Source organism: Euzebya tangerina (genome assembly GCF_003074135.1).
Classification (GTDB): Bacteria; Actinomycetota; Nitriliruptoria; order Euzebyales; family Euzebyaceae; genus Euzebya; species Euzebya tangerina.
The window spans coordinates 2,594,224-2,620,505 of the sequence record NZ_PPDK01000001.1 but is presented as its reverse complement, the minus strand read 5'-3'; the positions used below and the strand labels follow the sequence as shown (position 1 = coordinate 2,620,505).

Annotated in this window: 21 protein-coding genes; 7 read left to right on the top strand and 14 right to left on the bottom strand. The window is 67.6% G+C overall.

The window, feature by feature from the left end; translation table 11 throughout:
• Window positions 1-8 precede the first annotated feature (8 nt).
• A complete protein-coding gene (gene alaS, locus C1746_RS12070; RefSeq protein WP_162867673.1) occupies window positions 9-2,720 on the bottom strand; it encodes an alanine--tRNA ligase in 2,712 nt (903 codons plus the stop codon).
• 299 nt (window positions 2,721-3,019) lie between these two features.
• Between alaS and C1746_RS12065 the strand changes: the two genes are divergently transcribed.
• Window positions 3,020-4,405, top strand: coding sequence for a glycoside hydrolase family 3 protein (locus C1746_RS12065; protein ID WP_116714812.1), 1,386 nt, complete (start codon window positions 3,020-3,022; stop codon window positions 4,403-4,405).
• A 79-nt stretch (window positions 4,406-4,484) separates the two neighbouring features.
• On the opposite strand, the gene C1746_RS12060 is transcribed toward C1746_RS12065, so the two are convergent.
• Window positions 4,485-5,390 carry a 1,4-dihydroxy-2-naphthoyl-CoA synthase gene (locus tag C1746_RS12060; protein ID WP_116714811.1) on the bottom strand — a complete coding sequence of 302 codons (906 nt, stop codon included), beginning with the start codon at window positions 5,388-5,390 and terminating at the stop codon, window positions 4,485-4,487.
• A 16-nt stretch (window positions 5,391-5,406) separates the two neighbouring features.
• Window positions 5,407-5,886 (bottom strand): cupredoxin domain-containing protein, encoded by a 480-nt coding sequence (locus C1746_RS12055; protein WP_116714810.1) that lies wholly within the window; start codon window positions 5,884-5,886, stop codon window positions 5,407-5,409.
• A gap of 129 nt (window positions 5,887-6,015) precedes the next feature.
• Between C1746_RS12055 and C1746_RS12050 the strand changes: the two genes are divergently transcribed.
• Both C1746_RS12050 and nudC read left to right on the top strand, forming a co-directional pair.
• The gene (locus C1746_RS12050; protein WP_116714809.1) at window positions 6,016-6,411 is read left to right on the top strand and encodes a response regulator; all 396 of its coding nucleotides are present in this window, start codon (window positions 6,016-6,018) and stop codon (window positions 6,409-6,411) included.
• Entirely contained in the window at window positions 6,408-7,199 is a 792-nt protein-coding gene (nudC, locus tag C1746_RS12045) for an NAD(+) diphosphatase (protein ID WP_162867672.1), read from the top strand. Before C1746_RS12050 ends, nudC begins: the two co-directional genes overlap by 4 nt.
• A gap of 11 nt (window positions 7,200-7,210) precedes the next feature.
• Here the strand turns inward: nudC and galE are convergent, their stop codons facing one another.
• Entirely contained in the window at window positions 7,211-8,146 is a 936-nt protein-coding gene (gene galE, locus C1746_RS12040) for a UDP-glucose 4-epimerase GalE (protein WP_116714807.1), read from the bottom strand.
• A gap of 67 nt (window positions 8,147-8,213) precedes the next feature.
• The gene (locus C1746_RS12035; RefSeq protein WP_162867671.1) at window positions 8,214-8,885 is read right to left on the bottom strand and encodes a class I SAM-dependent methyltransferase; all 672 of its coding nucleotides are present in this window, start codon (window positions 8,883-8,885) and stop codon (window positions 8,214-8,216) included.
• Window positions 8,886-9,085: 200 nt separating this feature from the next.
• Here C1746_RS12035 and C1746_RS12030 point away from each other — a divergent pair, with 200 nt between their 5' ends.
• From C1746_RS12030 to C1746_RS12015, 4 genes are read left to right on the top strand one after another with little or no spacing between them, the layout of a single operon-like run.
• Window positions 9,086-12,370 (top strand): sulfotransferase, encoded by a 3,285-nt coding sequence (locus tag C1746_RS12030; RefSeq protein ID WP_116714805.1) that lies wholly within the window; start codon window positions 9,086-9,088, stop codon window positions 12,368-12,370.
• Window positions 12,367-12,819: a hypothetical protein gene (locus tag C1746_RS12025; RefSeq protein WP_116714804.1), complete on the top strand. Its 453-nt coding sequence runs from the start codon at window positions 12,367-12,369 to the stop codon at window positions 12,817-12,819. The genes C1746_RS12030 and C1746_RS12025 overlap by 4 nt, the downstream gene beginning before the upstream one ends.
• A 60-nt stretch (window positions 12,820-12,879) precedes the next feature.
• On the top strand, window positions 12,880-13,626 hold the full coding sequence (locus tag C1746_RS12020) for a sulfotransferase family protein (RefSeq protein ID WP_116714803.1): 747 nt from the start codon (window positions 12,880-12,882) through the stop codon (window positions 13,624-13,626).
• A 28-nt stretch (window positions 13,627-13,654) separates the two neighbouring features.
• Complete coding sequence (locus tag C1746_RS12015; protein WP_162867670.1) at window positions 13,655-14,713, top strand: glycosyltransferase family 4 protein; 1,059 nt, start codon at window positions 13,655-13,657, stop codon at window positions 14,711-14,713.
• Here C1746_RS12015 and C1746_RS12010 read toward each other — a convergent pair.
• The 9 genes from C1746_RS12010 to C1746_RS11970 form a co-directional block, all read right to left on the bottom strand.
• Window positions 14,705-15,595 carry an ABC transporter ATP-binding protein gene (locus C1746_RS12010; RefSeq protein WP_205711828.1) on the bottom strand — a complete coding sequence of 297 codons (891 nt, stop codon included), beginning with the start codon at window positions 15,593-15,595 and terminating at the stop codon, window positions 14,705-14,707. The genes C1746_RS12015 and C1746_RS12010 overlap by 9 nt on opposite strands.
• Window positions 15,588-16,511, bottom strand: a complete 924-nt coding sequence (locus tag C1746_RS12005; RefSeq protein ID WP_162867669.1) for an ABC transporter permease — start codon at window positions 16,509-16,511, stop codon at window positions 15,588-15,590. Before C1746_RS12005 ends, C1746_RS12010 begins: the two co-directional genes overlap by 8 nt.
• A 49-nt stretch (window positions 16,512-16,560) precedes the next feature.
• Entirely contained in the window at window positions 16,561-17,847 is a 1,287-nt protein-coding gene (locus C1746_RS12000; RefSeq protein WP_116714800.1) for a glycosyltransferase family 2 protein, read from the bottom strand.
• Between the two features lie 9 nt (window positions 17,848-17,856).
• The gene (locus C1746_RS11995) at window positions 17,857-19,785 is read right to left on the bottom strand and encodes a glycosyltransferase family 2 protein (protein ID WP_116714799.1); all 1,929 of its coding nucleotides are present in this window, start codon (window positions 19,783-19,785) and stop codon (window positions 17,857-17,859) included.
• A 34-nt stretch (window positions 19,786-19,819) separates the two neighbouring features.
• The gene (locus C1746_RS11990) at window positions 19,820-20,965 is read right to left on the bottom strand and encodes a UDP-galactopyranose/dTDP-fucopyranose mutase family protein (protein WP_116714798.1); all 1,146 of its coding nucleotides are present in this window, start codon (window positions 20,963-20,965) and stop codon (window positions 19,820-19,822) included.
• A 125-nt stretch (window positions 20,966-21,090) separates the two neighbouring features.
• Window positions 21,091-22,056: a sulfotransferase gene (locus C1746_RS11985; protein WP_116714797.1), complete on the bottom strand. Its 966-nt coding sequence runs from the start codon at window positions 22,054-22,056 to the stop codon at window positions 21,091-21,093.
• Complete coding sequence (locus C1746_RS11980; RefSeq protein WP_276309973.1) at window positions 22,056-23,567, bottom strand: glycosyltransferase family 2 protein; 1,512 nt, start codon at window positions 23,565-23,567, stop codon at window positions 22,056-22,058. Before C1746_RS11980 ends, C1746_RS11985 begins: the two co-directional genes overlap by 1 nt.
• A 5-nt stretch (window positions 23,568-23,572) precedes the next feature.
• Window positions 23,573-25,030, bottom strand: a complete 1,458-nt coding sequence (locus C1746_RS11975) for a hypothetical protein (RefSeq protein ID WP_116714795.1) — start codon at window positions 25,028-25,030, stop codon at window positions 23,573-23,575.
• Window positions 25,031-25,098: 68 nt separating this feature from the next.
• On the bottom strand, window positions 25,099-26,271 hold the full coding sequence (locus C1746_RS11970) for a glycosyltransferase family 4 protein (RefSeq protein ID WP_116714794.1): 1,173 nt from the start codon (window positions 26,269-26,271) through the stop codon (window positions 25,099-25,101).
• Window positions 26,272-26,282 lie beyond the last annotated feature (11 nt).

Sequence of the window (26,282 nt, the reverse complement as noted above, 5' to 3'; positions counted from 1 at the left end):
GGCAGCGGTCACGCCAGTCGGGCGGCGGCTTCGTCCGCTGCGACCCTGACGGCCTCGGCGATCTTCCCGCCGTCCTTCCCACCGGCCTGCGCCACGTCACCCTTGCCGCCGGCGCCGCCACCAACCACCGTCGCGCCGGGTCGCAGGACGTCTGCGGCGTTCGTGCCGGCCTCCACCAGGTCCGCGGACAGCGCAGCCAGCATCTGGGCCTTGCCGTCCGCCTTCGCGGTGCCGAGGATCACGGCACCTCGCCCGATGCGGTTGCGCAGGTCCAGGGCCAGCGCGCGAAGGGCGTCGTGGTCGGCACCGTCCACCACACCTGCAACCACCTTGGCGTCGCCGATGACCCGCGCCGACTCGGCCAGGACATCGGCCTGAGCCAGTACCGCGTCCTGGCGAGCTCGCGCGAGTTGCTTCTCGATGTCGCGGACGCGGCCGAGCAGCTCCTCGACCCGGGCAGGGGCCTCGGCCGTCGGGACCTTCAGGATCTGGGCGACCTGCTCGGCGATCAGCCGCTCCTTGGCGAGGTGCCCGAAGGCCTCCGGGCCGGTCACGGCCTCGATGCGGCGGACGTTGTTGGCGATCGACCCCTCTGAGAGCACCGTGAAGAGGCCGACCTCGCCGGTCGAGCCGACGTGGGTTCCGCCGCACAGCTCCATCGAGTAGTCCTCGATGGTGACGACGCGCACGGTGTCGCCGTACTTCTCGCCGAACAGCGCGGTCGCTCCGGCTTCCCGGGCGGCCTGCTGGTCCATCTCCCTGGTCACGACCTCGGGATTGTCGGCGATCCGGTCGTTGACCAGTCCCTCGAGCTCGCCGAGCTGGTCCCGGCTGATCGACTCGAAGTGGGGGAAGTCGAAGCGGAAGTGCCCGGCGTCGATGGCCGAACCGGCCTGGGCAGCGTGGTCCCCGACCATCTCCTTCAGCGTCGCGTGGAGGATGTGCGTGGCGGTGTGGCCGCGTCGGATCGAGGCACGTCGGGCATGGTCCACGACCAGCTCGGCGTCCGTCCCGCTCGCGACCTCGCCGGCGACGACGGTGCCGTGGTGGACGATGAGGCCATCCGCCGGAGCGGTGGTGTCGGTGACCTGGATCCGGCCGGTCGGGGTGGCGATGGTGCCGTGGTCTCCCAACTGGCCACCCCCCTCGGCGTAGAACGGGGTGCGCGGCAGCACGACCTGGACGTTCTGGCCCTCCTGCACCCGCTCGGCGATCGCGCCGTCGTGGATCAGGGCGGCCACCGAGCTCTCGTCGCGCTCGCGGCTGTAGCCCGTGAAGGTCGTGGTGCCGGCCGCCTGGAAAGCCTCTTTGTACACGTCGGTCGAGGCGGCCTGTCGGTCGCTCTTGGTGGCGGCGCGGGCGCGCTGCCGCTGGGCCTCCATGTGCTCGGCGAAGGCATCACGGTCCAGGGTCACGCCCTTCTCGCGGGCGATCTCGACGGTCAGGTCGACCGGGAAGCCGTAGGTGTCGTGGAGCGTGAAGGCCGCCTCGGGGTCGAGCGCCGTCCCGCCGCCGGCCGTGGTGGCCTGGACGGCCTCGTCAAGCATCACCAGCCCCGTCGACAGCGTCCGGCTGAAGGCGTCCTCCTCCGCCTGCGCGACCTTGGTGATCAGGTTGCCCTGGGTCTTCAGGTCGCCCCAGGCGTCGCCCAACGTCTCGATGACCGACTCCATCATCGGGGTCATGATCCGCTGGTCGGTGCCGAGCTTGCGGGCGCTGAGGACGGCCCGTCGGATCAGGCGCCGCAGGATGTAGCCGCGCCCCTCGTTGGAGGGCAGGACCCCGTCGGAGATCAGGAACGCGGTCGAGCGGGCGTGCTCGCCGATCACCCGCAGCCAGGTGTCGGTGGTGTCGTCGGCCGGATCCGGGTCCTCGTCGGCGACGTGGGCCGCGGAGAACGTCCCGGTGTAGGCGACCCCGGAGAGGTCGACGGCGCGGTCGATCATCGGCCGGAAGACATCGGTGTCGAAGACGGTCGGAACATCCTGCAGCAGCATCGCGACGCGCTCGAGGCCCGATCCGGTATCGACGTTCTGGGCGGGGAGCGTGCCGACGATGTCGTCGGACCCCTTGAGCTTGGGGTCGCCGTTGCCGGCGGTCTCGAACTGCATGAAAACCAGGTTCCAGAACTCGAGGAACCGTGATTCGTCGACGATGGGGCCGCCGTCGGGGCCGTGCTCGGGACCGCGGTCGTAGAAGATCTCGCTGCACGGGCCGCAGGGGCCGCTGCCACCGGTGGACCAGTAGTTGTCGTTGGCGTCACGCCGTTGGATGCGGCTGGCGGGGATGTCGGTCTCGTCCAGCCACAGCTGCTCGGCCTCATCGTCATCGGTGTAGACGGTGGCCCACAGCCGGTCGGGGTCGAACCCCCAGCCACCCTCGTCAGCCGGGGTGGTGGAGAGCTGCCAGGCCCAGCGGATGGCCTCGCGCTTGAAGTAGTCGCCGAAGGAGAAGTTCCCCAGCATCTCGAAGAACGTGAGGTGGCGGGTCGTCCGGCCGACGTTGTCGATGTCGACGGTCCGGGCGACCTTCTGGACGGTGGCGATCCGCTTGGCGGGCGGGTCGGCCTCACCGAGGAAGTACGGCTTGAAGGGGACCATCCCGGCGACGGTGAGCAACAGGGTCGGGTCCTGCGGGATCAACGACGCGCTCGGCAGCAGCCGGTGGTCCTGGCTCTGGAAGAACTCGAGGAACGAGGAGCGGATCTGGCTGGTCTGCATAGGGGTCGAGGGTAGGTGGGCCCTTCTCCGGCGGCCAGTCGGCGGGGCCACTCGGGTGCGGCCACTGTGTGACATGGTGCACCTGGCCTCGACGGTGAGGGCCATCTGCACCATGTTGCTCCAGTGGTACCGCCTCCCAGGCACCTCTCGGGCGACCGACCAATACTGGACCTGTGACGTCTCCCCTCCCCCGGCTCGTTGCCCTCCTGGTCGTGCTCGTACTGCCTGCGGCGGCGTGTAGCGCAGGTGGAGAGCAAAGCTCAGACGAGGACCTGGTCTCAGTCGGCACCGAAGCGTGGGTGGACATCGACCCGCAGGCGACGGCCCTACCACCGGACTCGGCTGATCCGACGAACGGCGACCCGACCGACGGCGACCCGACCGACGGCGACCCAACCGACGGCGACCCAACCGACGGCGACCCACTCGACGAGGTCGGTCAGACGGGGCCGGCCACACCACCCGACGCTCCGGCCACGGGCACGGCAGAGCCGGTCGATCCGAGCCAGGACGTCGCCGCGATCGTGCAGGCGATGACGCTGGAGCAGAAGGTCGGGCAGCTGTTCACCGTGCCCGTCATCGGCGACGATGCCACCCAGCCAAGCCAGAGCGCCCAGACCTCCAACCTCGCCCTGTACGGCGTCGCCAGCCCCGCTGAGGTGGTTGCGCGGTATCACCTTGGAGGGGTCGCCTACTTCGACCACGACCAGGGCCCGGGCACCTCCAACGTGGCCGACCTCACCCGGACTGCAGCCCTGTCAGCGGGGCTGCAGTCGGCCGCCGCAGCCGATAGCGGCATCGGCCTGTTGATCGGGACCGACCAGGAGGGCGGCCCGGTGGTCCGGCTGCGGGAGCCGGCCGTCGTCTTCCCCTCCGCCCGGGACATCGCGAGCACCGGCGACACGGACCTGGCACGGCAGGCGGGAGCGGTGACGGGCTCCGAAGCGCTTGCCGTCGGGGTCAACTGGGTCTACGCGCCGGTGGCCGACGTCAACGTCGACCCCGCCAATCCCGTCATCGGTGATCGCGCCTTCGGTGCCACGGCCACGGGGACCCTCCCCTTCGTGCGCGCAACCGCCGAGGGCCTGGCCGCCGCAGGGGTCCTCCCGACGCTCAAGCACTTCCCGGGTCACGGCGACACCCAGGTCGACAGCCACAACTCGCTGCCGACACTCGATCAGGATCGCGCGACGCTGGACAGCGTCGACTTCCCACCCTTTGCCGAGGCGGCGTCGCTGGACCCGGTCAGCGTCATGGTCGGCCATCTGGCCGTCCCAGCCATCGACCCGACCGGGGTACCGGCCACGATCTCCGGGCCGATCATCTCGACACTTCGGGAGGAGCTGGGCTTCGACCGCCTGGTGGTCACCGACGCCATGAACATGGGAGCCCTGCAGGGCTTCGGGGACTCCGGGACCTTGGCCGTCGATGCGATCAACGCCGGGATCGACATGATCCTGCTTCCGGTCGACCTCCCGTTGGCGTGGAACACGGTCCTGGCCGCCGTGCAAGATGGGAGGATCACCCAGGAGCGTCTGGACGAGGCAGTCACGCGGGTCCTGCAGGCCAAGCAGTCGATCGGGGCACTGGACGCCAGCGCGGTGCCCGCAGGGGATCCCACACGCCTCGGTTCGGCTGAGGCTCTGGCTGTCCTGGACGCGATCACCGCCGCCTGCGCCTGCTGAACCCGTCTGTGGTCGGATCGTCAGACTCTCGGTACACCGCGCACCTGCTAGGAGTCACCGACCGCGGGAAGCGCGCCAGCTAGTAGTGGTACGGGTAGTCCGACCAGTCGGGCTCCCGCTTCTCGAGGAAGGAGTCCCTGCCCTCGGCCGCCTCCTCGGTGGCGTACGCCAGCCGGGTCGCCTCCCCCGCGAAGACCTGCTGACCCACGAGGCCGTCGTCGGTCAGGTTGAAGGCGAACTTCAGCATCCGTTGCGCCGTCGGCGACTTGCCACAGATCGTCCGACCCCACTCCAGGGCCACCCGCTCGAGGTCCTCGTGATCCACCACCCGATTGACCGCCCCCATGGCGAACATCTCCTCCGCGGAGTACGCCTGCCCGAGGAAGAAGATCTCCCGCGCGAACTTCTGCCCCACCTGCTTGGCCAGGTAGGCGGAGCCGAAGCCGCCGTCGAAGCTGGCCACGTCGGCGTCGGTCTGCTTGAACCGGGCGTGCTCGCGACTGGCCAACGTCAGGTCGCAGACGACGTGCAAGGAGTGGCCCCCACCCGCCGCCCAGCCGTTGACGACACAGATCACGACCTTCGGCATGGTCCGGATCAGCCGCTGGACCTCGAGGATGTGCAGCCGTCCCGACCGGGCCGGGTCGATGGTGTCCGCCGTCTCACCCTCGGCGTAGCGGTACCCGTCCTTGCCGCGGATCCGCTGGTCCCCGCCGGAGCAGAACGCCCATCCCCCGTCCTTCGCCGACGGCCCGTTGCCCGTCAGCAGCACACAGCCCACGTCGGAGGACATCCGGGCGTGGTCGAGCACCCGATACAACTCGTCCACCGTGTTCGGCCGGAAGGCGTTGCGGACCTCCGGCCGATCGAAGGCGATCCGGACCACGCCGGCCTCGACGGCGCGGTGGTAGGTGATGTCGGTGAGGTCGAACCCGGGGACCTCGGTCCAGGCGTTGGGGTCGAAGATGGGCGATAGCTGGGTCATGGCCCAGACGGTACGTCTACTGCTTGCGGGTCCGCACGAGCAGGAGGATCCCGATTACCAGCGCACCCACGCCGCCAGCGGCGATCAGGGCTGCCGAGATGCCGGTGTCAGCCAGCGCCGTCGGCTGCTCGACGGCAGCCTCAGAGGTCTGGTCCCCGTCGTCGTCACCGGCGGCCGTCACCTCCACCGACCCGGTCAGGGAGCCGTCCTGGCTGGAGAAGCGGATCACGCCCTCCTCGTTGAACGTGATCTGGAACGTCCCGCCAGGCGGCAACTCACCAGAGTCCCATCGCCCCTCATCATCGATCAGACGAATGGCAGCATCGCTGTCGTTGCTGAACATGACCGGCTCCCCCACCACAGCCGCGGCCGGATCGGGCTCCACGGAGTCGCCGGTCAGCGAGATCTGGGTCGCCGCGGAGGCCGCCCCGGCCAAGCACACGACCACCAGGAGGAGGGCGAGCACCAGCGTGCGGAGGGACCTGATCGGCGACATGGGCGCTGAGTGTAGTCACCGCGTCGGGGCGGACAGCACGGCTGGGTGAGCCGCGATGGGCCGAATGGGCACCTCCCCTAGACTGCTCGTGCGAATGCACGCATCTGACCCGACGGGTAGCCGCACGCCGTGACGGCCGACGCCAGCTCGGCAGGCCGACGCTGCCTGGTCGTCGATGACGACGAGGCCATGCGATTCCTGTTGGCCCACCACCTGGAAGCGAGCGGGGCCGTGGTGGTGCAGGTGGGCGATGGCGAGAAGGCGATCGCACGCATCACGTCGGAGACGCCACCCTTCGCCCTCGTCGTGAGCGACAACCGCATGCCAGGCACCGTTTCCGGGGTCGACGTGCTCCGGGCCGCTGCTGCGGTCGACCAGCAGACCGCCCTGCTGATGCTGACCGCCCACATCGATCCCGAGGTTGCGGCGCAGGTGAAACCGCTCGGTGCCGAGGCCGTCGACAAGGAGGACCTCGCATCGGTCCCGGACCGCTGGCAGGCGCAGGCAGCCAGGCGGGTGTCGTGAGCAGCCCGGCGTCCCGGACTGTCCTCACCCGGCTCACCGACGGTCACGTCCACGTGGTCGACGGTTCGTGGGATGGCAACGGACGTGGGCCGAGTGCCGACGCGGGTGAGTCGGTTCGATCCGTCGGAATCGCCGGACCCGCGGACCTCGGAACTGAACTGGACTTCGCCCACCCACGAGGTGTGCTGTTCGAGCGTGGAGACGCCCACGCCCTGCTGCCGGCGGTGGCCCTGGGCCAGTGGTGGGCGCGGACGCGGTTCTGTCCCCGGTGTGGGCGGACGTTGGAGGCGGACCGGGATGGTCGCGTGCTGCGCTGCGAGAACGGCCACCAGGAGTTCCCGCGCATCGAGCCGGCCGTGATCATGCGAGTCACCGACGTCGACGATCGTGTGCTGCTGGCCCGGCAGCCATCGTGGATGGTCGGCCGGTTCTCGATCCTGGCCGGGTTCGTCGATCCCGGCGAGCCGCTGGAAGCCGCTGTCCGTCGTGAGGTGGCTGAGGAGGTCGGCGTCAAGCTCGGCGATGTCTCCTACCTCAAGTCCCAGGCCTGGCCCTTCCCCTCCTCGCTGATGTTGGCGTTCTCAGCGACTGCGATCACAACCGACCTGACGCTCGAGGAGGAAGAGATCGCCGAGGCAGCCTGGTTCAGCCGGGACGACCTGGCCGGCGCGATCGCGTCGGGTGACGTCGCGCTGCCGCCACCGCTGTCGGTGGCGTACCAGTTGATCCGCGACTGGATGGGCCGAGAGATCCCCGACGCGACCGTGGGCTGGGATGGAGCCCGTTGAGCGGGGCCTGATCAGGCGTCGCGCGCCTCCCACGCGTCGGCGATCGCCTGCTTGAGTGAGCGGGTCGGCTCCCAACCGATGAGGGTCTTGGCCTTGCTGGCGTCGGCGACCAGCTCGGCCGGGTCACCTGGTCGGGGCGGCGCCTCTTCGACCGCGATGGTGTGACCGGTGACCTCCTGCACGGCGTCCAGCACCTCACGGACGCTGTAGCCGCCGCCGCTGCCGAGGTTGATGATGTGGTGGACACCGGGCTCGAGCACAGCCAGCGCCGCGAGGTGGGCGTCGGCGAGGTCCACCACGTGGACGTAGTCGCGGATGGCGGTGCCGTCGGGCGTCGGGAAGTCGGTCCCGAAGATGGTGAAGGTCTGACCGGCGGCGCCCTTCAGGAGGTTGGGGACGAGGTGGGTCTCGACCTCGTGTCGTTCCGTCCGGCCGGCGTAGGCACCGACCACGTTGAAGTAGCGGAAGCTCACCGCGGCCAGGTCGTGGGCGACGGCGTAGCTGGAGAGGGCGTGATCGAACGCCAGCTTGGTCATCCCGTAGGCGTTGACCGGCCGGGTGGGGGTGTCCTCGGTGATCGGGAGGGTCTCCGGCTGGCCATACGTGGCGCAGGTGGAGGAGAAGATGATCTTGCCGACGCCGTGAGCTCGCATCGCGTCCAGGAGTGCCAGCCCCTCCCCCAGGTTGTTGGCCCAGTACTTCTCCGGCTGCTCGACGGACTCGCCGACCAGGGCATCGGCGGCCAGGTGGACGACGAGGTCGAAGGTCTCATCGAGGACCTCGCCGGCCCGGCTGATCGGCAGGTCGACGAGCGGCAGGTCGCCGGCAGCGTCGGCGTGGCCGTTGCGCAGATCGTCCAGGACCACGACCTCATGGCCCTCCTCAGCGAAGCGGACGGCGGTCACTGACCCGATGTAGCCGGCTCCACCGGCGACGAGCACCTTCATGGGTGCCACGGTAGCGGAGCAACCGGCCGCCACGCCCCGGGGCAGCGTGGGCGTTCGCTCGGTCGGCCTACTCCTTGCGCAACACGTAGACGCACTGGTTCTCGATGCTCTCGACGAACACCGAGGTCCGGAAGCCGGCATCTTCGACCATGTACTCGAAGTAGCTCTTGTTCAACTCCGTCTTGAGCAGCGGCGGCGCATCCGGCTTCTCGGGGTTGTCGACCCAAGCAGGGACGCCGTTCTTGACGTTGACCGTGACGTAGACGCGTCCGCCCTGCGCAAGCGCCCGTTGGAACTCCCCCAGGCACAGGCGGATGTCCGGCGCGGTCATGTGCGTGAAGATCGAGCGGGAGACGATCAGGTCAACACCGGTGAAGCGGTCGGGGACGATCTCGACGGGCTGACGGGTGCCGTCCCGGTTGTAGCGCCGGTTGTGCATGTCGACGAGCTCGAAGTCGCAGAATCCCGTGGGCTGCAGCGCCGCCCGTCCCCACTCGACCAGCTGCGGTTGGACGTCGAGGCCGAAGTACCGGTGCGGCAGACGGTCCAGAAGCTCGAGCCCACACAGGAGTCGTGCCGTCCCGAATCCGTGGTCGAGGATCTTCATGTCCGTCCACTCGGGGAGCCGACGGACCTTCTTGGAGTACCGCTCCACCGCGAGGACGTCGCCGAGGGCCGATGCGAGAAGACGTGCGGCCCTGCGGTACCGGTCGTCGTCGCGCTGATTCACGGAGTTCATCCGGATCTCCGGCGGAGGTAGCGGGAGAGCCATCACGAGGTCCTTTCAGCAACCAGGTCTCGGGTGACGCTAGCACCGCACACCGCGCAGCAGCCCGTCCATGGCTTGTCCGGTCGGGTGGGAGGTCTCCGCGCGCCCCTCCGCGACCGCGGTAGCGTGCAGTGACCGATCCGACGACCGTATGTAGCAAGGCGTGACACGTGCCCATCGTCTCCACCCTCAACTCAGTGCTTCGTCGGGGCCTGTCAGCCGCGAAGAGACTCTCCGCCGAGCACCTCCCGTCGACGGTGACGATCATGCTGGCGGGCCACACGGTCCACTCGGTGCCGGTCTTCGACGGGAAGGAGTCGCGGCGTCACCGATCGGTGAGCCTCCGGGAGCTGCGATGGACCGCGGCGAAGAACCTGCACCACGTTCCGGCGATGCTGGAGGCCGATACCGTCGTGCTCTTTGCCGGCTACCCCCGGTCGGGCCACTCGCTGGTTGGCGCAATCATCGATGCCCATCCAGCTGGCCGTGTCAGCCATGAGCTCGACCTGCTCGGGCTCGTTCGCCACGGTCTTCGCTGGCCGGAGATCGTCGCGCTCATTCACGACAACGCGCAGGCCTTCCGCGAGAACGGGCAGTGGTGGAACGGGTACCGGTACCGGATCGCCGGTACAGGTTCTGCCAGCCGACTCCGAGTGGTCGGTGACAAGAAGGGTGACTGGTCGGTTCGGCACGTCTTGGAGGATCCGTCGCTGCTGGACCGGCTGCGCCGTCGAGTTGGTGATCGCCGGATCGTGTTCGTCGTGGTCACGCGCGACCCCTTCGACAACGTCGCGACGATGACGTTGCGCAAGTCCCGGCGCTATGACCAACTGCGCATCAAGACAGGGGACAACCGTCACGGTGACCTGCCGTCTCAGGTGTCGGAGGAGATGATCAGCGACTACCGTCGATTGAGCGACGGCGTGACGACGCTCAGCGGGGAGGTCGAGACGCTGGTGGTGTCGCACGAGGAGCTGATCAACCACCCTGCCGACACCGTTCGACGGATCTACGACGAACTCGGCCTCGACGCCTCCGAGGCCCTGGTCGACGAGGTCAGCGAACTGGTCCAACCGCGGGCCAACAGGACGAGCGACCGTGTGGCGTGGACGGCGGCGCAGGTTGGGACTGTCGACGATCTGATCGCCCGGTCGCCTCACCTCGCCGCGTACGCGAGGACCGAGCGTCCACGCCCTCGCGACGTGGACCGAGAGGTCAGCTTGCTCAGCTGCGTCGGGGTCGACAACAGCACCGAACTCCTCGGCCCGTTCATCGACCACTACCAGTCGCTCGGGATCGAACCCGCCAACATGCACGTGATCCTCAACACCTCGGATGCGGAGAGTGAGGGACTGGTCCGTGCCACCGAACTCCTGGCTGAGCGGGGCGTCTCGGCGGAGCACGTGTGGGTGGGCCCGTACCACAGTGCCGAGATGTGGCGTCGCCGACGAGACCTGCAACGAGCGATGGTGGGCCTGGCCGGCTGGATCGTCAATGCCGACGTCGACGAGTTCAACATCTTCCCCGACGGTATCGAACCAGTGGTCGAGTTCCTTCGCGACAACGGGTTCCTGGGCGTTCAGGGCCCGATGATCGATCGGCTGACCGCCGATGGCTCCCTGCCCGAGCTCACGCCTCACATCAGCCCGTTCGAGCAGTTCCCGCGGGAGGGCGACCTGATGACCCGATTGCCGCAGGACGTCGATCTCGCCGAGGGGGCTGGCACGTGCAACCTCATCCTGCACGCGGCGTGTGTCCTGCCGAGCCCCGGTGGTCACGGCGTCAGCCTGGACTTCACCAAGGAGTGGCTGCAGGAGATCGCCGAGCAGGAGGGGTGCACGCCTCGACGTCTGCTGCGACATCAGGCCTTCTCCGAGCAGGTCCGTCGACGGTGGACGCACGTGCTGAACAACCGCCTGGCCACCTTGCACGGAACGCACCTTCGCAACTTCCCCCGCATCCGGGACAGCCACTTCCGGTTCACGTTCCCGATCTACAGCGCTCACTTCAAGTGGCATGCGGGGTTCCGACGTGACCTGGAAGACCGGATCGCCCGGGGAGACCAGTCACGCGGCGCGGCACGGTACTCCCTGGCCCTTCACGAGCAGTTCGAGTCCAACGGGTGGAAGGTGCCGCCCGGCCTCTTCCAGCCCCGGGTCGATCCCGCGCCGACGGACTGGGCCGCACATGCCGAGGACCTACGGGCCTACCGTCGCGCGATCAGACCGGTCCTCAACCACGGTCGTCGGCAACGCAGGGACGGGGCTGCAGCCAGGGAGGGTTGGTCCGTTCGGCAACTCACCGCCGGCACCGGTATCGGCATCGGTCACATGCACTGCTACTACGACATCCCCGTGCTCAACCAGGACGAGTCTCGACTGGTCGCCATGGAGTTGACCCATCACAGCACCGAGATCACGCCCGAGCATCGGGTGCGGGTCGGCGTGGTCGACGTCGACCGTGGCGGCTTCGAGCCACTGGCGGAGACGACCGCGTGGAGTTGGCAGCAGGGGCCGATGGCCCAGTGGATCCCGGGCCGCGATCAGGTCATCTTCAACGTTCGGGAGGGCGACGGGCTGGGGGCGCGGATCATCGACCTCCAGGACGGGACGAGGGGCAAGCGGCTCGCCAGACCCATCTACGCCCTGGCCCGCAACGGTCGCTGGGGCACCTCGGTCGACCTGCAGCGACTTGACGGCCTCCGGCCCGGCTACGGCTACGCGTCGGCGCGACGTCGCGACCTGGTGCGGGCACCCGACGACGACGGCGTCTGGCGTGTGGATCTCTCGACGGGTGAGCAGCATCTGATCCTGTCGATCAGCCAGGCCGTCGAGGCGGTCATCGCCCAACTCCACCGTCGAGACCCCACACTCAGCGAGGAGCTCCGGACCGAGCGCTTCCACTTCTGGTTCAATCACGTGAAGCTCTCGCCCGACGACCGGCGGCTGACCTGCAAGCTGCGGTGGCGACATCCTGATGGCCCCTGGAGCGACCATCAGGGGGTGAGCGTCACCATGGATGTGGAGGGCGAGGACGCCTCCCCACATCTGCTGGCGACCGCCACCTCGCACGTGATGTGGTGGACGGCGGAGGAGCTCTACTACTGGGATGCGGCGGCGAAGGACGTACGAGTGGTGAGAGATCTTGCCGACGAGACGCCACGGTCTCTCGGAGACGGGCACTTCGACCGCAACGTCCACCTGCGTCACCTGAGTGAGGACCCGTCCGTGTTCATCTACGACGAGCCCTACCGGGAAACCGTGACGTTGCATCGACTGGACCTGTCCTCAGGCAAGGCGGTGCAGGTGGCCAGATTCCCCTTCCACAACCCCTCCCGAGGGCTGTACCGGTGCGATCTGCATCCTGTTCCGAACCGGGCCGGAGACCGGGTCATCGTCTCCTCCCTCACCGACGGACGTCGACAGGTCTACTGCGTCGAGCGGACGGACCGATGACGACATCGTCCACGGTCGTTGCTGGACCGGCCCTGCTGGTGGTGGCCGAGGACCTGGCGCCGGCCTGGCAGCCCCTGTCCGAGGCCCTGGCGTCTGTCGGGATCGTTCAACCTGACTCCGAGTGGATGGAGCGCTTCCTGCGGCACGTGCGACTTGCCAAGCGTCAGCAGGAGCAGAGCTCGACTCCCGGCCTCGTCACCGGCGAGCTGATGATGTGGCTGGGCCATCAGCTGCACCTGGGTCACGGCATGCTGCTGGACGCGCGGGCGATCACGGACCTCTCCAGTGACCTGGCGGCAGCTGCAGACAGCGGGATGATCGAGGTTGCCGTCCTGACCAACTCGCCGGAGGACCACGCCAGCGGGTTCCCACTGCTGAGCGTCGATATCCTTGCGCTGGCGGAGACACCGGCGCAGACCGTCCGTCACGGAATCATGGACCAACTGTGATGCGATGCCGGCGGCACGGTCTTGAAGTCACCTCCCACACGTCCGGCCTCCCTGCGACCAATGCCCTTTCCTAACCTCCTGATCGCCGGCGGCCAGAAGTGCGGCACCACGTGGCTGCATCAAGCGCTCTCGCTCTCGCCGCACATCTACGCATCCGAGCCCAAGGAGCTGGAGTTCTTCAACAGACCCGCCTGCCATGACGTCGATGAGCAGGAGAAGTACCGGGAACACTTCCCCGCCACCGATGGTGTCGAGTACTACCTGGAATCCACGCCGCACTACTTCCGCGTTCCCAAGCCGCACATCGATGTCGCGGAGAACGTCCAGGCGATCTTGGGCGACCCGCGAATCCTGATCATCTTGCGTGATCCCGTTGAGCGGTATCTGTCCGCCTACACCCACCACATCATGCGAGGACGTCGGAGCTACACCCCACAGATCGACGAGCTCTCCGACGACTTCGGCATGGTGACGCTCGGTCGATACGGCGCCGCTCTGGACCACTGGCGACAACGCTTCTGCGACATCAAGGTCGTGCTGCACGATGACCTCTCGGACGACCCGGTGGCCCTATTCGAGGATGTCTTGGGCTTCCTCGAGGTTCCCTCCACAGTCCCGCCCGATCAGCTCGACTTCCGGACGAACGACAAGCGTCTGAAGAGCAAGCAGCAGCGGCGAGGGTGGGATCAGATGCCACGCCTGAGCCAGCGACTGGCTCGTGAGTTGCGCGCTCTGTACCAAGACGATGTCGAGCGGCTGGAAGAGCTCATCGAGAGGGATCTGTCAACGTGGCTCGGCCCTCGGTGAGTCCTGCCCTCGGCCGCCAGCCCCGGTGATGGAACAGCCACGCGTCCTGCACGTCACCCTCCAAGGACTTGACGCCGGTCAAGGTTCCCGCACTCACGTCATGGAGGTCCGCAAGGAGTTGCGGGCACTCGGGTTCGAGGTCGTGGCCGTCGCGCCGCCGGCCAGTCGCGGACCGATCTCCCGACTGCTCGGCATTGTCGTGACCCTGGTGAGCGCCTGCTGGCAGCTTCGCACCGTTGACGCGGCCTACGTGCGCCACCACCCCCTGGGAGCGCCGATCTCGTTGGTTGCCGCGGCCTGCGACGTCCATCGGGTCGAGGAGGTCAACGGGGAGGTGACCGACTTCGCGGCCGTCCACCGGTGGCTGCGACCACTCCTCGGTCTCCTCTCGGCTTGCAGCGCATATCAACTGCGGACGGCGGACCACGTGATCGTCGTGAGCCGAGTCATGGCCGAGGCCATCCACCGGCAGGTGGGAGTGAAGCCCACGATCATGCCGAATGGGGCCGATCTCTCCATATTCAGGCCGGCACCGGCCGAAGGGCGTGATGACCGTCCCGAGTACGCCCTCTTCTTCGGCGCCCTGACGACGTGGCAGGGCCTTGATGTCCTCATCCGGGCCGTCCGCTCCCCGGCCTGGCCGGACGATCTCGATCTGCTCGTCGTCGGCGATGGCCCGCTCACCCGGATGATCCGCAGCGACGCCCCACCGTCCGTCCGACTGCTGGGGCCGCTGCCTCAGGTCGAGCTAGCCGAGCTGCTCCGCCGCGCACGGGTGACGCTCAGCCCGAAGCGGACCGAGGCCGAGATGGCCAGCCCGTTGAAGGTCATCGAGTCGATAGCCTCCGGCGTCCCGGTCGTGGTCACAGATCTCGGGCAACAACGCGACTTGGTCCGGGACCACGGTGTCGGGTTGGCGGTTCCGGTCGATGATCCTGAGGCCCTGGCTGCCGCGGTCCGAACGCTGGCCCGAGACGATGAGCGGCATGCGCAGTGCGTCGCCGCCTGCTTGGAACTCCGTCCCGAGCTGGGATGGGACCGCAATCGCTCGACGCTGGCGCAGGTCATGCGCGTGGACTCAGCCTGACACCGGTGTGCGGGCGCTGTTCTGCTGGGCCCGCTTGCGCTGGCGGCGGCGTCTGCGGAGTTCCTCCACGTGGTCCTGGTACGCCTCGACGACGTCTTCCGCCGGACCGTCGGCGATCAGCCGACCCTGGTCCAACCAGATGGCACGACTACAGATGTCGGTGATGTTCTTCGGCGAGTGCGACACCAGGAAGACCGTGCTCGCGTCCGCCATCATCTCGCGGATTCGGTCGTCCGACTTGGCCTTGAACTCGGCATCCCCAACCGAGAGTGCCTCGTCGATGAGCAGTATCTCGGGTGAGACCACGGTGGAGATCGCGAACTGCAAGCGGGCCTTCATTCCAGAAGAGAAGGCACGCAGCGGAATGTCCGCGTGCTCCTCGACCCCAGCGAACTCGATGATGTCGTCCATGTTCTCCTGCAGCACCTTGCGCGGTATCTGCAGAGCCAATCCCCCGAGGATCACGTTCGCCCGGGCTGACAGATCGCCCTCGAGCGCGGCCTTCACCCCGAGCAGCACGGGCAAGGACCGGACCCGAACCGCGCCGCCGGAGACGGGCATCAGCCCGCCGATCGCACGCAGGAGTGTCGACTTGCCGGAGCCGTTGTGACCGAGCACGCCGATGGCCTCGCCCGACTGCACCATGAATGAGACGTCTCGCACCGCGTGGATCTCGCGCTGCTGCCGTTGGCGCGCGTCGCCGGCCAACAGGCGCCGCAGACTTCGACGCTTCTCCGCATAGACCTGGTACCGGACGTCGACGTGCTCGACGGAGACGGCCGGCCGCTGACCGTGGCTGCGATCGGCATCGCCGTTGAGGTCGCGGGGACCGACTGGGTGCGCGTCCACGTCCAATGGACCGGCGGCGGTGGGTTCAGACACGGCCGTACTCGTTCTCAGCGCGCGTGAACCACCAGAAGCCGACGGTCATCAGCACCACCGACCAGACGCCGGCGAGGATCCACGAAACGGGGTCGAAGGCGTAGTCGTCGAGCAGCGTCTGGCGCACGACGTCCACGATCGCCGATGTCGGCAGCACGCGGAGTGCGCCGCGCAGCAGATCGTTGCTGATGATGTCGGGATTGATCGGGATGAGCACACCGGAGATGTAGGTTCCCACGCGCAGCAGGAACGGGAGCAGGTTCTCGAAGTCCCTGAAGTGAAAGGTGAGCCGAGCCGCGAGGAACGAGAGTCCGAAGTTCATCACCAGCTGCAGGATCAGGGCCACCGGGAACAGCAGGAGCATTCGACTTGGGCGGACCCCCATGATGGGCAGCAGGATGACCATCGCACCGATCGACCAGAAGTAGGACAGCAGTTGCGTCACCGTTGCGCTCATCGGCAGGATGACCCGAGGGAAGTAGATCGACTGCATCATCTTGCGACCCTTGATGATGGACTTCGAGCCGCTCTGCGTGCTGCGCCGCAGGAAGTTGTAGGCGAGGATGCCGACCGTGAGGAACGGCAGGTAGTTGCTCACGCCACGCCGTTCCTCGATGCCGAGGATCACCTGGAAGATCAGGTAGTACACCGCGACGAGCAGCAGCGGGTTGATGAGATTCCATGCCGTCCCGAGCCGTGTCTCGGAACTCTCGGCGCGCATCTGTGCCACGGGTCCGATCGCTGCGAACTCCCTGAACGACCAGACCTCGGCGAGGTAGCGCCGCAACGACAGTCGCTCACCGAGTCGGCGCAGCTCTGCGTCATCCGATGCCGTCACCGGATCGGCGGACGGCACCAGGTGCTCAGGCACGGCTGGCTCCAGTCGGGCGGGCGCCGACTCCGTCGAGGCGCTCACGACGACCTCATCCGCTCGGGAGCGGGTCGCCCGATTGCCGCGGTCCACCTCACGTGCCCTCACCCGAGGTGTCTCGACGCTGACGAGCCAGTTCCTCCTCGATGGATCCCAGCCGCTGTTCGACGATCATGAGGCCGAACATGAGGTCGTCCCGGGTGACCGCTCCCGCGCTGGAGCCGCGACGGACCCCGGCGAGCAGCCGACGTGCAGCGTTCATCACTCGACGCCCACGCCGGCGCCCGTGGTAGTACGCAAACCGGCCCGCGATCCGTGAGGTCTCGACGACCCCGGCACTTCGCACGTGGTGCAGTGCCTTGTCGACCAGAGACGCGTTGGCATCATCACGACCGAGCGCGGCCTTGAAGGCCGCGTAGTCGTCTGCCATCAGCGCCGAGGTGAGACGACGTGCGTAGGCGCCCTTGGATCCCTCCACCAACGCGTGCTCGGCCGTGGCATCGTCGTGGGCTGCGAAGACGGCTCGCAGGACGTCGTACAGCCGCTGGTGGAGTTCTTCCGGGGTCCGCCTGGAGATCCACTCCATCTGCGACATCGCCCAGGCCAACAACGTCGTCTGGTACTCCTCGGCCAGACCGCGTTGCTGCAGCCATTCCAAGATGGTGGCGTGGTGGAGGAAGATCTTGAACAGGCGCTCGTCAGCGGTTCCCATCGTCTGACCGACCCGGGCGACCCGGTGCTGGCACAGCACCTCTGGCACCACGGCGATGGAGTTCGCTGAGAGGACACTGAACCAGTGAAAGGGGTTGTCCTCGTAGAAGTAGTCGCCCACGGGGAACCGGATCGAGTTCTCTTCCAGCAGGCTCCGTCGGTAGATCTTGCGCCAGGGAACGGCGATGAAGCGGAGGATCTGCTTGCTCCGGTCGACGTCCAGCGCGTAGGTCCCCCTGGCCAGATCATCCCAACGGCGGGAGTCTGCGGGCTGGGCAATCGACCCGTCGCTGTCATCGAGGAGCACGTACTGGCACATGGCGAGGTCCGCGTCCTCGGCCTCCGCGGCCTGCAGCAGCTGCTCGAACATCCGCACGTCGTAGACGTCGTCGCCGTCGGCGAAGCCAACGTAGGGAGCGGTGGCGATGTCGAGTCCCGCGTTGGCAGCCGTCGCCACACCACCCACGCTGTTCTCCTCGAGCAGCAGCGGTACAACTCGATCGTCGCGATCAGCGAAGCGCCGGATGATTGCGGGCGAGTCATCGCTCGATCCGTCATCGACGACGATGATCTCCAGATCCTCGAGGGTCTGCGCGAGGATGGACTCCAAGCACTGCTCGAGATACGCCTCGATGTTGTAACTGGTGACGATGACGGAGAGACGGGCCACTGATCTCTTTCAGGATAGGGTTCGGCTGAGGATCGCATCAGCCAGCGCGGGGTCCCGCTTCATGCGGATCCGCGTGTAGTCAGACAGGTTGGCGCGCAGCAGATGGGCTTGCAGCCGAAGCTTGAACTCCTCGCGGTGGGCCCCCGAGATCCGAGCGTCGGCCCATCCGGCGATGCGGAGGGCAACGGCCCAGTAGTGATGCGAGTACCGATTTCGCCAGGCGGGATGGCGCTCGAGGAGGTCGTAGGTCTCATCGAGCGCGTCGAACAGCGTCAAGCGCTCGTCGTTGTGCCGGTTGGTCAGGTTCGGCCCGCCGCTGCTCACCACGTGGGTGCAGATGATCCGGTTGACCAGCACGATCTTCTGGGCGAACAGCAGGCTGTACCAGTGGCCGAGGATGTCGTTGTGGACCGGTGTCGAGCCGAAGCGCAAGCCTGCCGTCCGGAACACGTCGGTCCGCAGGATCTTGTTCCACGGGTAGTGGGACAGACCGAGCAGGCGAGGCGCTTCGTCAAGGCTCGTCACTCGCCGGGCTGCGCTTCCGACGTAGCCGGTCCAGAGCTCACGATCGAAGGTGTTCATCTCCCGATCGCTGGACGTGCCGCGCTCATAGCGATACGGCATGACCGCGACATCCGCACCAGTCTCGTCCAGCGCCTCGACGGCTTCGACCAACGCGTCGACGTGGATGACGTCGTCCGCGTCGAAGAACAGCGTGTACCGCCCCGTCGCAGCCCGGAAACCGGTGTTGCGCGCCACGCCCGCCCCGCGATTGTCGGCGTGGTGGAAGGCCACGATCCGATCATCAGAGGACAGGCGACGTACAAGCTCGCCCGTCCCGTCGTCGGAGTGGTCGTCGACGAGGACGATCTGGACGCTGAGAGAGGGCACCGCGAGGAGGGTCTCGACCAGCGGTTGGATCGTGCCGACTGCCTGGTGAGCAGGGATGACCACGGAGAGGTCTGGGCTGTCGAGGTGGTCCCGTCCCGTCTCTGCGGCGCCAGAGGAGCGAGGCGACGGTCGGGCTGCGTGAACCGTCTGGGCACCCGAACTCCGACGGGTGAGCGGCGCAGGACCAGCATCATCGAGCTCGATGACCTCGAGATCACCATCGCTGAGGATTCGGGCTCGGTCACTCTCGTGGGCCAGCAGTAGAGCGTGGCGCTGGTCCTCGTCCCATGGATCGAAGGACGGGTTGCCCCTTCCCTTCGGATGGCGCTTGACCGCCCGGCGAACGTCCTTGCGCTCGACCTGACGCTGACCCGCGATCCGGTGGAGCTCTTCGACCGCCTTCTGGGAGAACCCCGGACGTTCCGTTCCCTCGTGCAGCGTGAAGTCTCCCGACGGAATGCGGAGCACCGACTCGAGCAGTTCCGCTTCACGCCCGCGCAACTCCTCGTAGAAGTACACGCGGACGCGGCGACCCGGATAGGCGTCGACGAACTGCCGCAGCAGGTTGTACCAGTTCAGACGGGAGAACCGCGATGAGTTCCTGAACGACGACTGCAGGTACTCGTCGAAGGTCTTGAACGGTGTCGACTTGAGCGTCTCGCAGTACAGCGAGGGTAGGAAGGTGTCATACCGTCTGACGCCGAAGATGACCTCGTCGACCGAGATCCCGAGATGCTGGGCCACCGTGTCGACTCGATCGATCATCTCTGGGTAGAAGCCCTTGGTCGACAGCGCGTGCTGGACGTACCCGGGGATGTTCTCGTCGAAGATGAGATTGATGGGCTCTGGTCCGTCGAAGACGGTGGCATCAGGCTTCGAGTCCGCATCGAAGTTGAGCAGGGGTCGCGCATAGCGCTGCCGGAACTCCTCCAACTCCACGTACTTGACCCCGTACTCCTGCAGTGCGTCCTGGGAGTGGTCCAGGCTGTGCTGCAAGAAGGTGGTCGCGGTCTTGTGGGCGCCCAGCCAAAAGATCGAAGAACTCATCGATGGCCCCTTTCCGGGGAGTGTGGCTGCGGGGTCATGTCGGATCGACCAGGAACGACGGGATCGGCTCGCCACGGCCGATGGCGGCCGTGATCCCCTCGGCCGCCGTCAGGGCCTGATCGATGGTGCGGTCCATGTCGAGGTAGCGGTACGTGCCGAGTCGTCCCACGAAGGTCACGCCAGGCTCCTGTTGCGCCATTCTGACGTAGGTGTCGAGCAGCCCCTGGTCCTCGGTCAGCCTGATCGGGTAGTACGGGATGTCCTCCGGCTCAGCCGCGCGACTGAACTCGCGGAACACGATCGTGTCATCGTGCTCCTCCCACGGCGAGAAGTGCTTGTGCTCCGTGATCCGGGTGTAGGGCACCTCGTACTCACCGTAGTTCATCACCTGGATGCCCTGATAGTCACCGGCGTGCCGTTCGGCGACGAAGTCGAGCGTCCGGTAGCCCAGTCGGCCCTCGGCGAAGCCGAACCAGGCGTCCAACGGGCCGGACCAGACGACGTGGTCGAACTCAACCAGGTCCGGCCGGGTTACTGGCGAGGACAGATGGACGGTGATGTTGGGATGATCGAGGATCCGCGAGACGACCTCCGTGTACCCACCCCGAGGAATCGCGATGTGGGGGTGGCCGAAGTAGGTGTCGTCGTAGTTGAACCGGAGCGGCAGGCGCTTCAGGATCGACGCGGGAAGCTTCGTCGGCTCCACACCCCACTGCTTCCGGGTGTAGCCGTAGAAGAACATCTCGTAGAGCTCGCGGCCCACGAACTTGAGGGCCTGCTCCTCGAAGTTCTGTGGCTCCTCGATGTCAGCCTCCGCCTGTTCGGCGACGAACGCCTTGGCCTCCGAGGGACTCATTGCCGCTCCGAAGACCTGGTTGATCGTGTGGAGGTTGATGGGGAGGCTGAAGACGCGATCGCCCACCGTCGTCCGGACGCTGTGGCGGTACGGCTGCATGTCCGCGAAGGACGAGATGTAGGTCCACACCCGCTCGATGTCGGTGTGGAAGATGTGTGGGCCGTAGCGGTGCACCATGACACCGGTCTCGTCGTCACGGGAGGTGTGGCAGTTGCCGGCGATGTGGTCGCGCGCGTCGAAGATCTCGACGTCGTGTCCAGCCTGTGCCAGCTCACGCCCGATGACCGCACCGGAGAAGCCGGCGCCAACGATTCCGAAGTACATGTCGCCTCTGGGAGATGTAGCGGGACAGAAGGACGTCGGCCCTCCCGACTCGGCCGACTGACCCATCCAGAGTACAGGTGCTGCTGCCGGTTCCCGGTGGCGTGGTCGTCCAGCCGTACCAGCCGTCAGTCGCCGTAGCCCAGTCGCGTTGCTGTCTCACCCGCGATGTGGTCGATCTGCCAGCTGTCCCAGCGGGAGAGCCGACGAGGCCGCCATACGTCGGGGCCGGGGCGGCGGGTACCCAGGACCGCTCGATCCACCGGTGCACCGAGGAACGCGTCGAGTTCGTCGAGCCGGTCGGGGTCGCTGAGATCCTCGTGCCGCAGAAGCGTCCCGTTCACCTCCTCGGACACCGCCAGGAACGACGCCGCCAAGTCATTCCACAGCGTCGCGTACTGGGCGACGCTCGAGACCATGGCATCGGGCCAGCGGTGATACCAGCGTCGGATGCCCTTGTATGAGGCATAGGCGTCCCACGGGTTTCGCACCACGAAGACGAACGAGGCCGCGGGGTACAGGTGACTCAGCCACACGGCATCCTCCCCGGACAGCCGGACTTCCTTGGCTCCCCACCGCGACCCCGTGAAGGTTGCGGGGGGCCGGAGCAGCGTCGTCAGGTAGGCGCGGTGCGCGTCCGCCAGCCGCTCGAGCGGAGGACTCAGCGTGGCGATCCAGTCGTTCACGAGACGATCAGCCGGAGGCGAGTCGGGATCGATCAACCACTCCCGGGGGGGCCAGTCCCGACGCATCGGCCGGGCCTGCGCGGTCAACGTGGAGATCGGTGATGACCGGTCGAACGGCTCACCCCACAGGAAGACGTCACCGGAGGACATGACCAGGCGCTGGACGAGGGTCGAGCCCGACCGCCACCCTGCGGCGAGGACGAACACCGGCGCGGGGCCGTCAGGCTCGGGACTCCCGGTGCGATCCCGGAGGTCGTCGACCACCCGCGTCATGGGTCGCCGCGCGACAGCCTGCTGCTCCCTGTCCTCGAGACGGGCCCGGCCTCGGAGGATGACCGTTCCGACGACGGGAAGATGGCTGAGACGCCCCAGAGCGGCGCGCACCGCCGGCGTGACACGATCGAGCATCAGCGCGGTCCTCCGGAGCGCAACCGGTCAAGCTGGTGTCGCACCGGGCTGGGCAGGCGCCACCACAGCTGCCGGACCTCGGCTGGCAACTGCCGACGCCGGGCTGATCGGATGGAGGCTCGCGGCGGCCCCTGCGGTGTCTCGGTGATGATCGGCCATCCGTCCGGGATCTGGCCCGCCAGCAGGTCTTCACCGCATCGTGTCGCCCGCCTGAGCATCTGCGTACTCCATGCCGATGCCGCGACCGCACCTCCAGCCGCTCGGAATCGGACACCGACGGGACGTGGATCGTCGGTGTCCAATCGCTGGAGCGCCCGTCCGATGTCGTGCGCGCTCATCAGGTCGGGCTGGTCGATGATGACCTGGGTTGGCGCTGCCGCCGCCGACGGCAGGCCTGGCCACCACGACTGCTCCGGACGGGGGTCTGCTTCGGGTCTCGCCGGGACCGATTCGGGACGGAGGAGAACCCGTGGCTCGGAGGCGTACCCCCGGAGCAGTCGGAGGCTCCTCCCCCCATCGTCCAGCGCGATGATGACGTCCCGGAGCTCGGCGAGCAGTCCGTCCACGAGCATCTCGACAGCACCGTCGTCCGCAGCGGCCGCCGCGATCTCGACGGCGACGCGAGGTACTTCCCACAACCTCGGACCGAACGGTGCTCTGATCTCGGAGTCGGCGATCAACGACGCGAGGAATCGCGCCTGCGCCGCCTGGGACGCGCGCTCCGAGGCTGTCGTGGCGCCCTCGAGGCCCTGGTGCCAGCCATGGGCCTCGGGGTGATGTGTCAGGAGCGCGCCAGCCTGGAGCGCGCGGTAGGCCCACTCGATGTCCTCACCACCCCACCCCCAGAACCGCTCATCGAACCCGCCCACGTCGGTGAAGAAGGACCGGCGCATGGACAGGTTCCCGGTGTTGCACAGTCGCCACCCCCGCGCCCGGTCCGTCGTCAGATGTGCCGTTTCGCGCAGGAACGCTTCGCGCCAGGCCACCGTGCGCGTGGGCAGGTCCGCGAGCAGGTCGTCAGCGCTGTGACCATCGCGCAGGCGTTGGCGCATCGTCTCGGCGTCCACGCGGGCGATGTCGACGTGGGTCCGCTCACCGAATGCAACCGCGTAGTCGACTGACTCGTGCAGCGCCACGTGTTGCGTGAGGAAGGTGGGCGAGGGAATCACGTCGGCATCGAGGAACACCAGCACGTCGCCCTCTGCAGCGTCGGCACCACGGTTGCGCGCCCGACCGGCACCGAAGCCGTCGCGGCGCTGATGGATCAGGTCGACGGACAGGTCGGCATCGGCGAGGTCCGGCGGTCGTGGTGGCACCGGCGAGCCGTCGTCGACGACGATGACCTGCATCCGTCCCAGTGGGTAGTCCTGCTGGGCCAGTCCAGCCACCGTGTTGCGCAACAGCTCGACAGAACGGTAGTGCGGGATCACGACACTGACCGTTGGCGTCCAGCCCGATCCTGCAGCCGGCGTTGGGCGGCGGTTCCACAGGTGAAGCGGCTGGCTCGGCATCCCGGTCATGATGGCACGTCGTCTGCCGCGGCCGTGCGGTAGTCCCGCCTGAGCACCCACACGACGGTGACCACCAGCACGGGCACGAATGGGTGGCTGTAGCGTCGGATGAAGTGGGTCGTCGCAGCGTGGAAGACGTAGGATCCGGCGACCAACGACAGCATCATCATGACCGCGGCGTCCCGGTGCCTCAGGACCCGGGTGATGGTGATGATCGACGCGGGCACCAGCGCGATCAGCGCCACGCCGACGAGCGGTGCGAGCCAGCGGGCCAGGATGTCGGCCATTTCGGTCCCCTGGTTCTGCAACGGCTGTCGACCCGCCTCGCCGAACAGCCCTCGCCAGGCGTACGGGAGCGTCAGGGCTGCGAACTCAACTGGGTTGTCAGCGATCACGGCCGCTGCGGCCGAGCCGAGTCGGTCCACGTCGGCGCCCGCACGCTGCTGCACCTCCCCACCGGGATCGAGGCCGAGGGCCAGCCCGTAGAAGCTGGGTTCCTGCCGACGGTCCCACCGACGCCACGGGGCCTCGGGCGCGGCGCGAACGATGCGTTCGCCGAGTTCGGGTGTGTAGACCACGAAGGCCCAGGGGTACTCGGCCCACGACATCGTTGAGGCCTCGGCCCGGACGGCCAGGACCCGTGATGCCCCGCTGGTCAGGGCGGGACTGCCGGTGAGGGCTGCGTTCCGGGCCATCCAGGGCGATGCAACCATCCAGCTGATCAGCAGAACAGCGATGCACCTGCGACCAGCGCCGCGCGAATCCCAGCGTGATGCGAGCCAAGCCGCCGGCACCAGCACCAGCCCGCTGACCATGAACGAAGCCCGCGTCAGCATCAGCAGCCCCAACATCACCCCAGCGAGGAGGACCGGAGCTCTGCGCCGGCCGTCCGTGACGACCTGGTGCAGCAGTGCGGCAGCTGCCGTCAGCAGCGTTGCTGCCGTGGTGGTGCTGAAGAACTCGTCGACGTCGGACGTGAAGACCGTGGAGAGACCCACCCCGATGCCGAGGCACGTGGCCAGCCATCGTCCTAGGCCGACCTGTCGCGCCAGAACCCGCGTGGAGAGACCCAGCGCCACCAACAGCATCACGTTGATCAGACGCAAGGCCCGCAGGTGGTCTCGGCACGAGCGGCTGGCATCCAGGAGGCAGGCCAGGTCGGGGCTGTCGGCCCCGATGACCTCGATGCCAAGAGCGAGGATGGCTGGGTACAGGGGCTCGCGGCGGGCGTTCGGAGTGGGACTGCCGCCGTCGGGCCGCAGCTGCGTCGAGAACACTCCTGATACCGCCAGGTTGGCCGCCGCAGCGACGTACTGCCGACCGTCACTGGTCGGGGCGCGCGACGTGCGTAGCGGCACTGCCACGCTGAGCAGCACGGTCACCAGGAGCAGCAACGAGGCTGCGGTGGACCACCGGGCAACAGCGTGCTCTCCCCGCTCCCCGTCTCGGGTCTGGTTCCTCACGCCATCGTCAGCTGTGTGATGCCCGGGCTCGCCTCAGCGCAGCTCTGGGCGCGAAGGGGTCGTCGTCGTCACTGCGCCGACTGGTCGGTGGTCACGTAAGCAGCGGCAGCCGTCGTCTCTTCCGCGTCGGCCGCTGCTGCGACATCCTCCTCTTCGTGCTCGTAGTCCTCGGGCACCTTCTCGACGGTGGTCACGACGACCTTCTCGCGCTTGGAGTTGGAGTAGACCGGCACGCGGCCGAGGAGGAAGCCGAACAGCGCCATCCCAGCGGCGACCAACCCCAGGGTGAGGAACGCCGTCACGGTGTCAACCCGGCTCATGATCAAGCCCGTCCAGCCCAGCGTGATCGCGACCAGGTACATGGTGCGCACGGCGTTGGGTACGGAGAGGCCGACGAAGACGAGCCGGTGCGACATGTGATCCCGGCCCCCCGCGAGCGGGTTCCGGCCGTGCAGCATCCGGCTCACGGTGACCAGGGCGGTGTCGAGCACCGGCAGCGCCAGAACCACGACCGGCACGAACGCGGTCACCTCCCGCGGTGCCGCGAAGCGCAGCCGCAATCCCAAAACGGCCAGCATGAAGCCGAGGAAGAGCGACCCAGCATCCCCCATGTAGATCCTCGCCGGGTGCCAGTTGTACGCCAGGAACCCCAGCGCGCAGCCGGCCAGCGCGATCGACATGCTGGCGATCAAGTACTGGTTGGACAGTGCGGCGATCACGAAGAACGCCAGGGAAGCGATCGCAGTGATGCCGCCGGAGAGCCCGTCCATGTTGTCGAGCAGGTTGAAGGCGTTGGTGATCCCGACGATCCAGACCACGGTGATGGCGGCATCGATCACCCCGCCGGAGTCGAACAGGCGGACGCCGGTGGTGGTGGCCAACAGCAGCGTGACGGCCGCCCCGACCTGGATGACCAACCGGAGGACCGGACCCAGCCCCTTCAGGTCGTCGATCAGCCCCATCAGCGAGAGCGTCACGGCCAGACCGAGGATGATCGCGATATCGCGGACATCGCCGCCGATCGGTGGCCGGATGACCATCGCCGCGACCGCCACCACCACGAAGGACGAGACGATCGCGACGCCCCCGAGGTAGGGCACGGCCGCCTCCTGCAGCTTGTACCCGCCGGGCCGGTCGACGACCTGCCGGGAGGCCGCGAAGCGAATCGCCAGCGGGACGGCGAGCAGGCTCAGGGCCACCGCCACCGTGAAGATCCCCGCGTAGAGCAACCAGTCAGACACTGGTCAGGACA

Excerpts from the sequence above, each read along its gene's own strand:
- alaS (WP_162867673.1), bottom strand. The coding sequence starts at position 2,720 with ATGCAGACCAGCCAGATCCGCTCCTCGTTCCTCGAGTTCTTCCAGAGC.
- C1746_RS12025 (WP_116714804.1), top strand. The coding sequence starts at position 12,367 with ATGACGACATCGTCCACGGTCGTTGCTGGACCGGCCCTGCTGGTGGTG.
- C1746_RS11995 (WP_116714799.1), bottom strand. The coding sequence starts at position 19,785 with ATGAGTTCTTCGATCTTTTGGCTGGGCGCCCACAAGACCGCGACCACC.
- C1746_RS11990 (WP_116714798.1), bottom strand. The coding sequence starts at position 20,965 with ATGTACTTCGGAATCGTTGGCGCCGGCTTCTCCGGTGCGGTCATCGGG.
- C1746_RS12015 (WP_162867670.1), top strand. The coding sequence starts at position 13,655 with ATGGAACAGCCACGCGTCCTGCACGTCACCCTCCAAGGACTTGACGCC.
- C1746_RS12020 (WP_116714803.1), top strand. The coding sequence starts at position 12,880 with ATGCCCTTTCCTAACCTCCTGATCGCCGGCGGCCAGAAGTGCGGCACC.
- C1746_RS11980 (WP_276309973.1), bottom strand. The coding sequence starts at position 23,567 with ATGCCGAGCCAGCCGCTTCACCTGTGGAACCGCCGCCCAACGCCGGCT.
- galE (WP_116714807.1), bottom strand. The coding sequence starts at position 8,146 with ATGAAGGTGCTCGTCGCCGGTGGAGCCGGCTACATCGGGTCAGTGACC.
- C1746_RS12060 (WP_116714811.1), bottom strand. The coding sequence starts at position 5,390 with ATGACCCAGCTATCGCCCATCTTCGACCCCAACGCCTGGACCGAGGTC.
- C1746_RS12035 (WP_162867671.1), bottom strand. The coding sequence starts at position 8,885 with ATGAACTCCGTGAATCAGCGCGACGACGACCGGTACCGCAGGGCCGCA.
- C1746_RS12055 (WP_116714810.1), bottom strand. The coding sequence starts at position 5,886 with ATGTCGCCGATCAGGTCCCTCCGCACGCTGGTGCTCGCCCTCCTCCTG.
- C1746_RS11985 (WP_116714797.1), bottom strand. The coding sequence starts at position 22,056 with ATGCTCGATCGTGTCACGCCGGCGGTGCGCGCCGCTCTGGGGCGTCTC.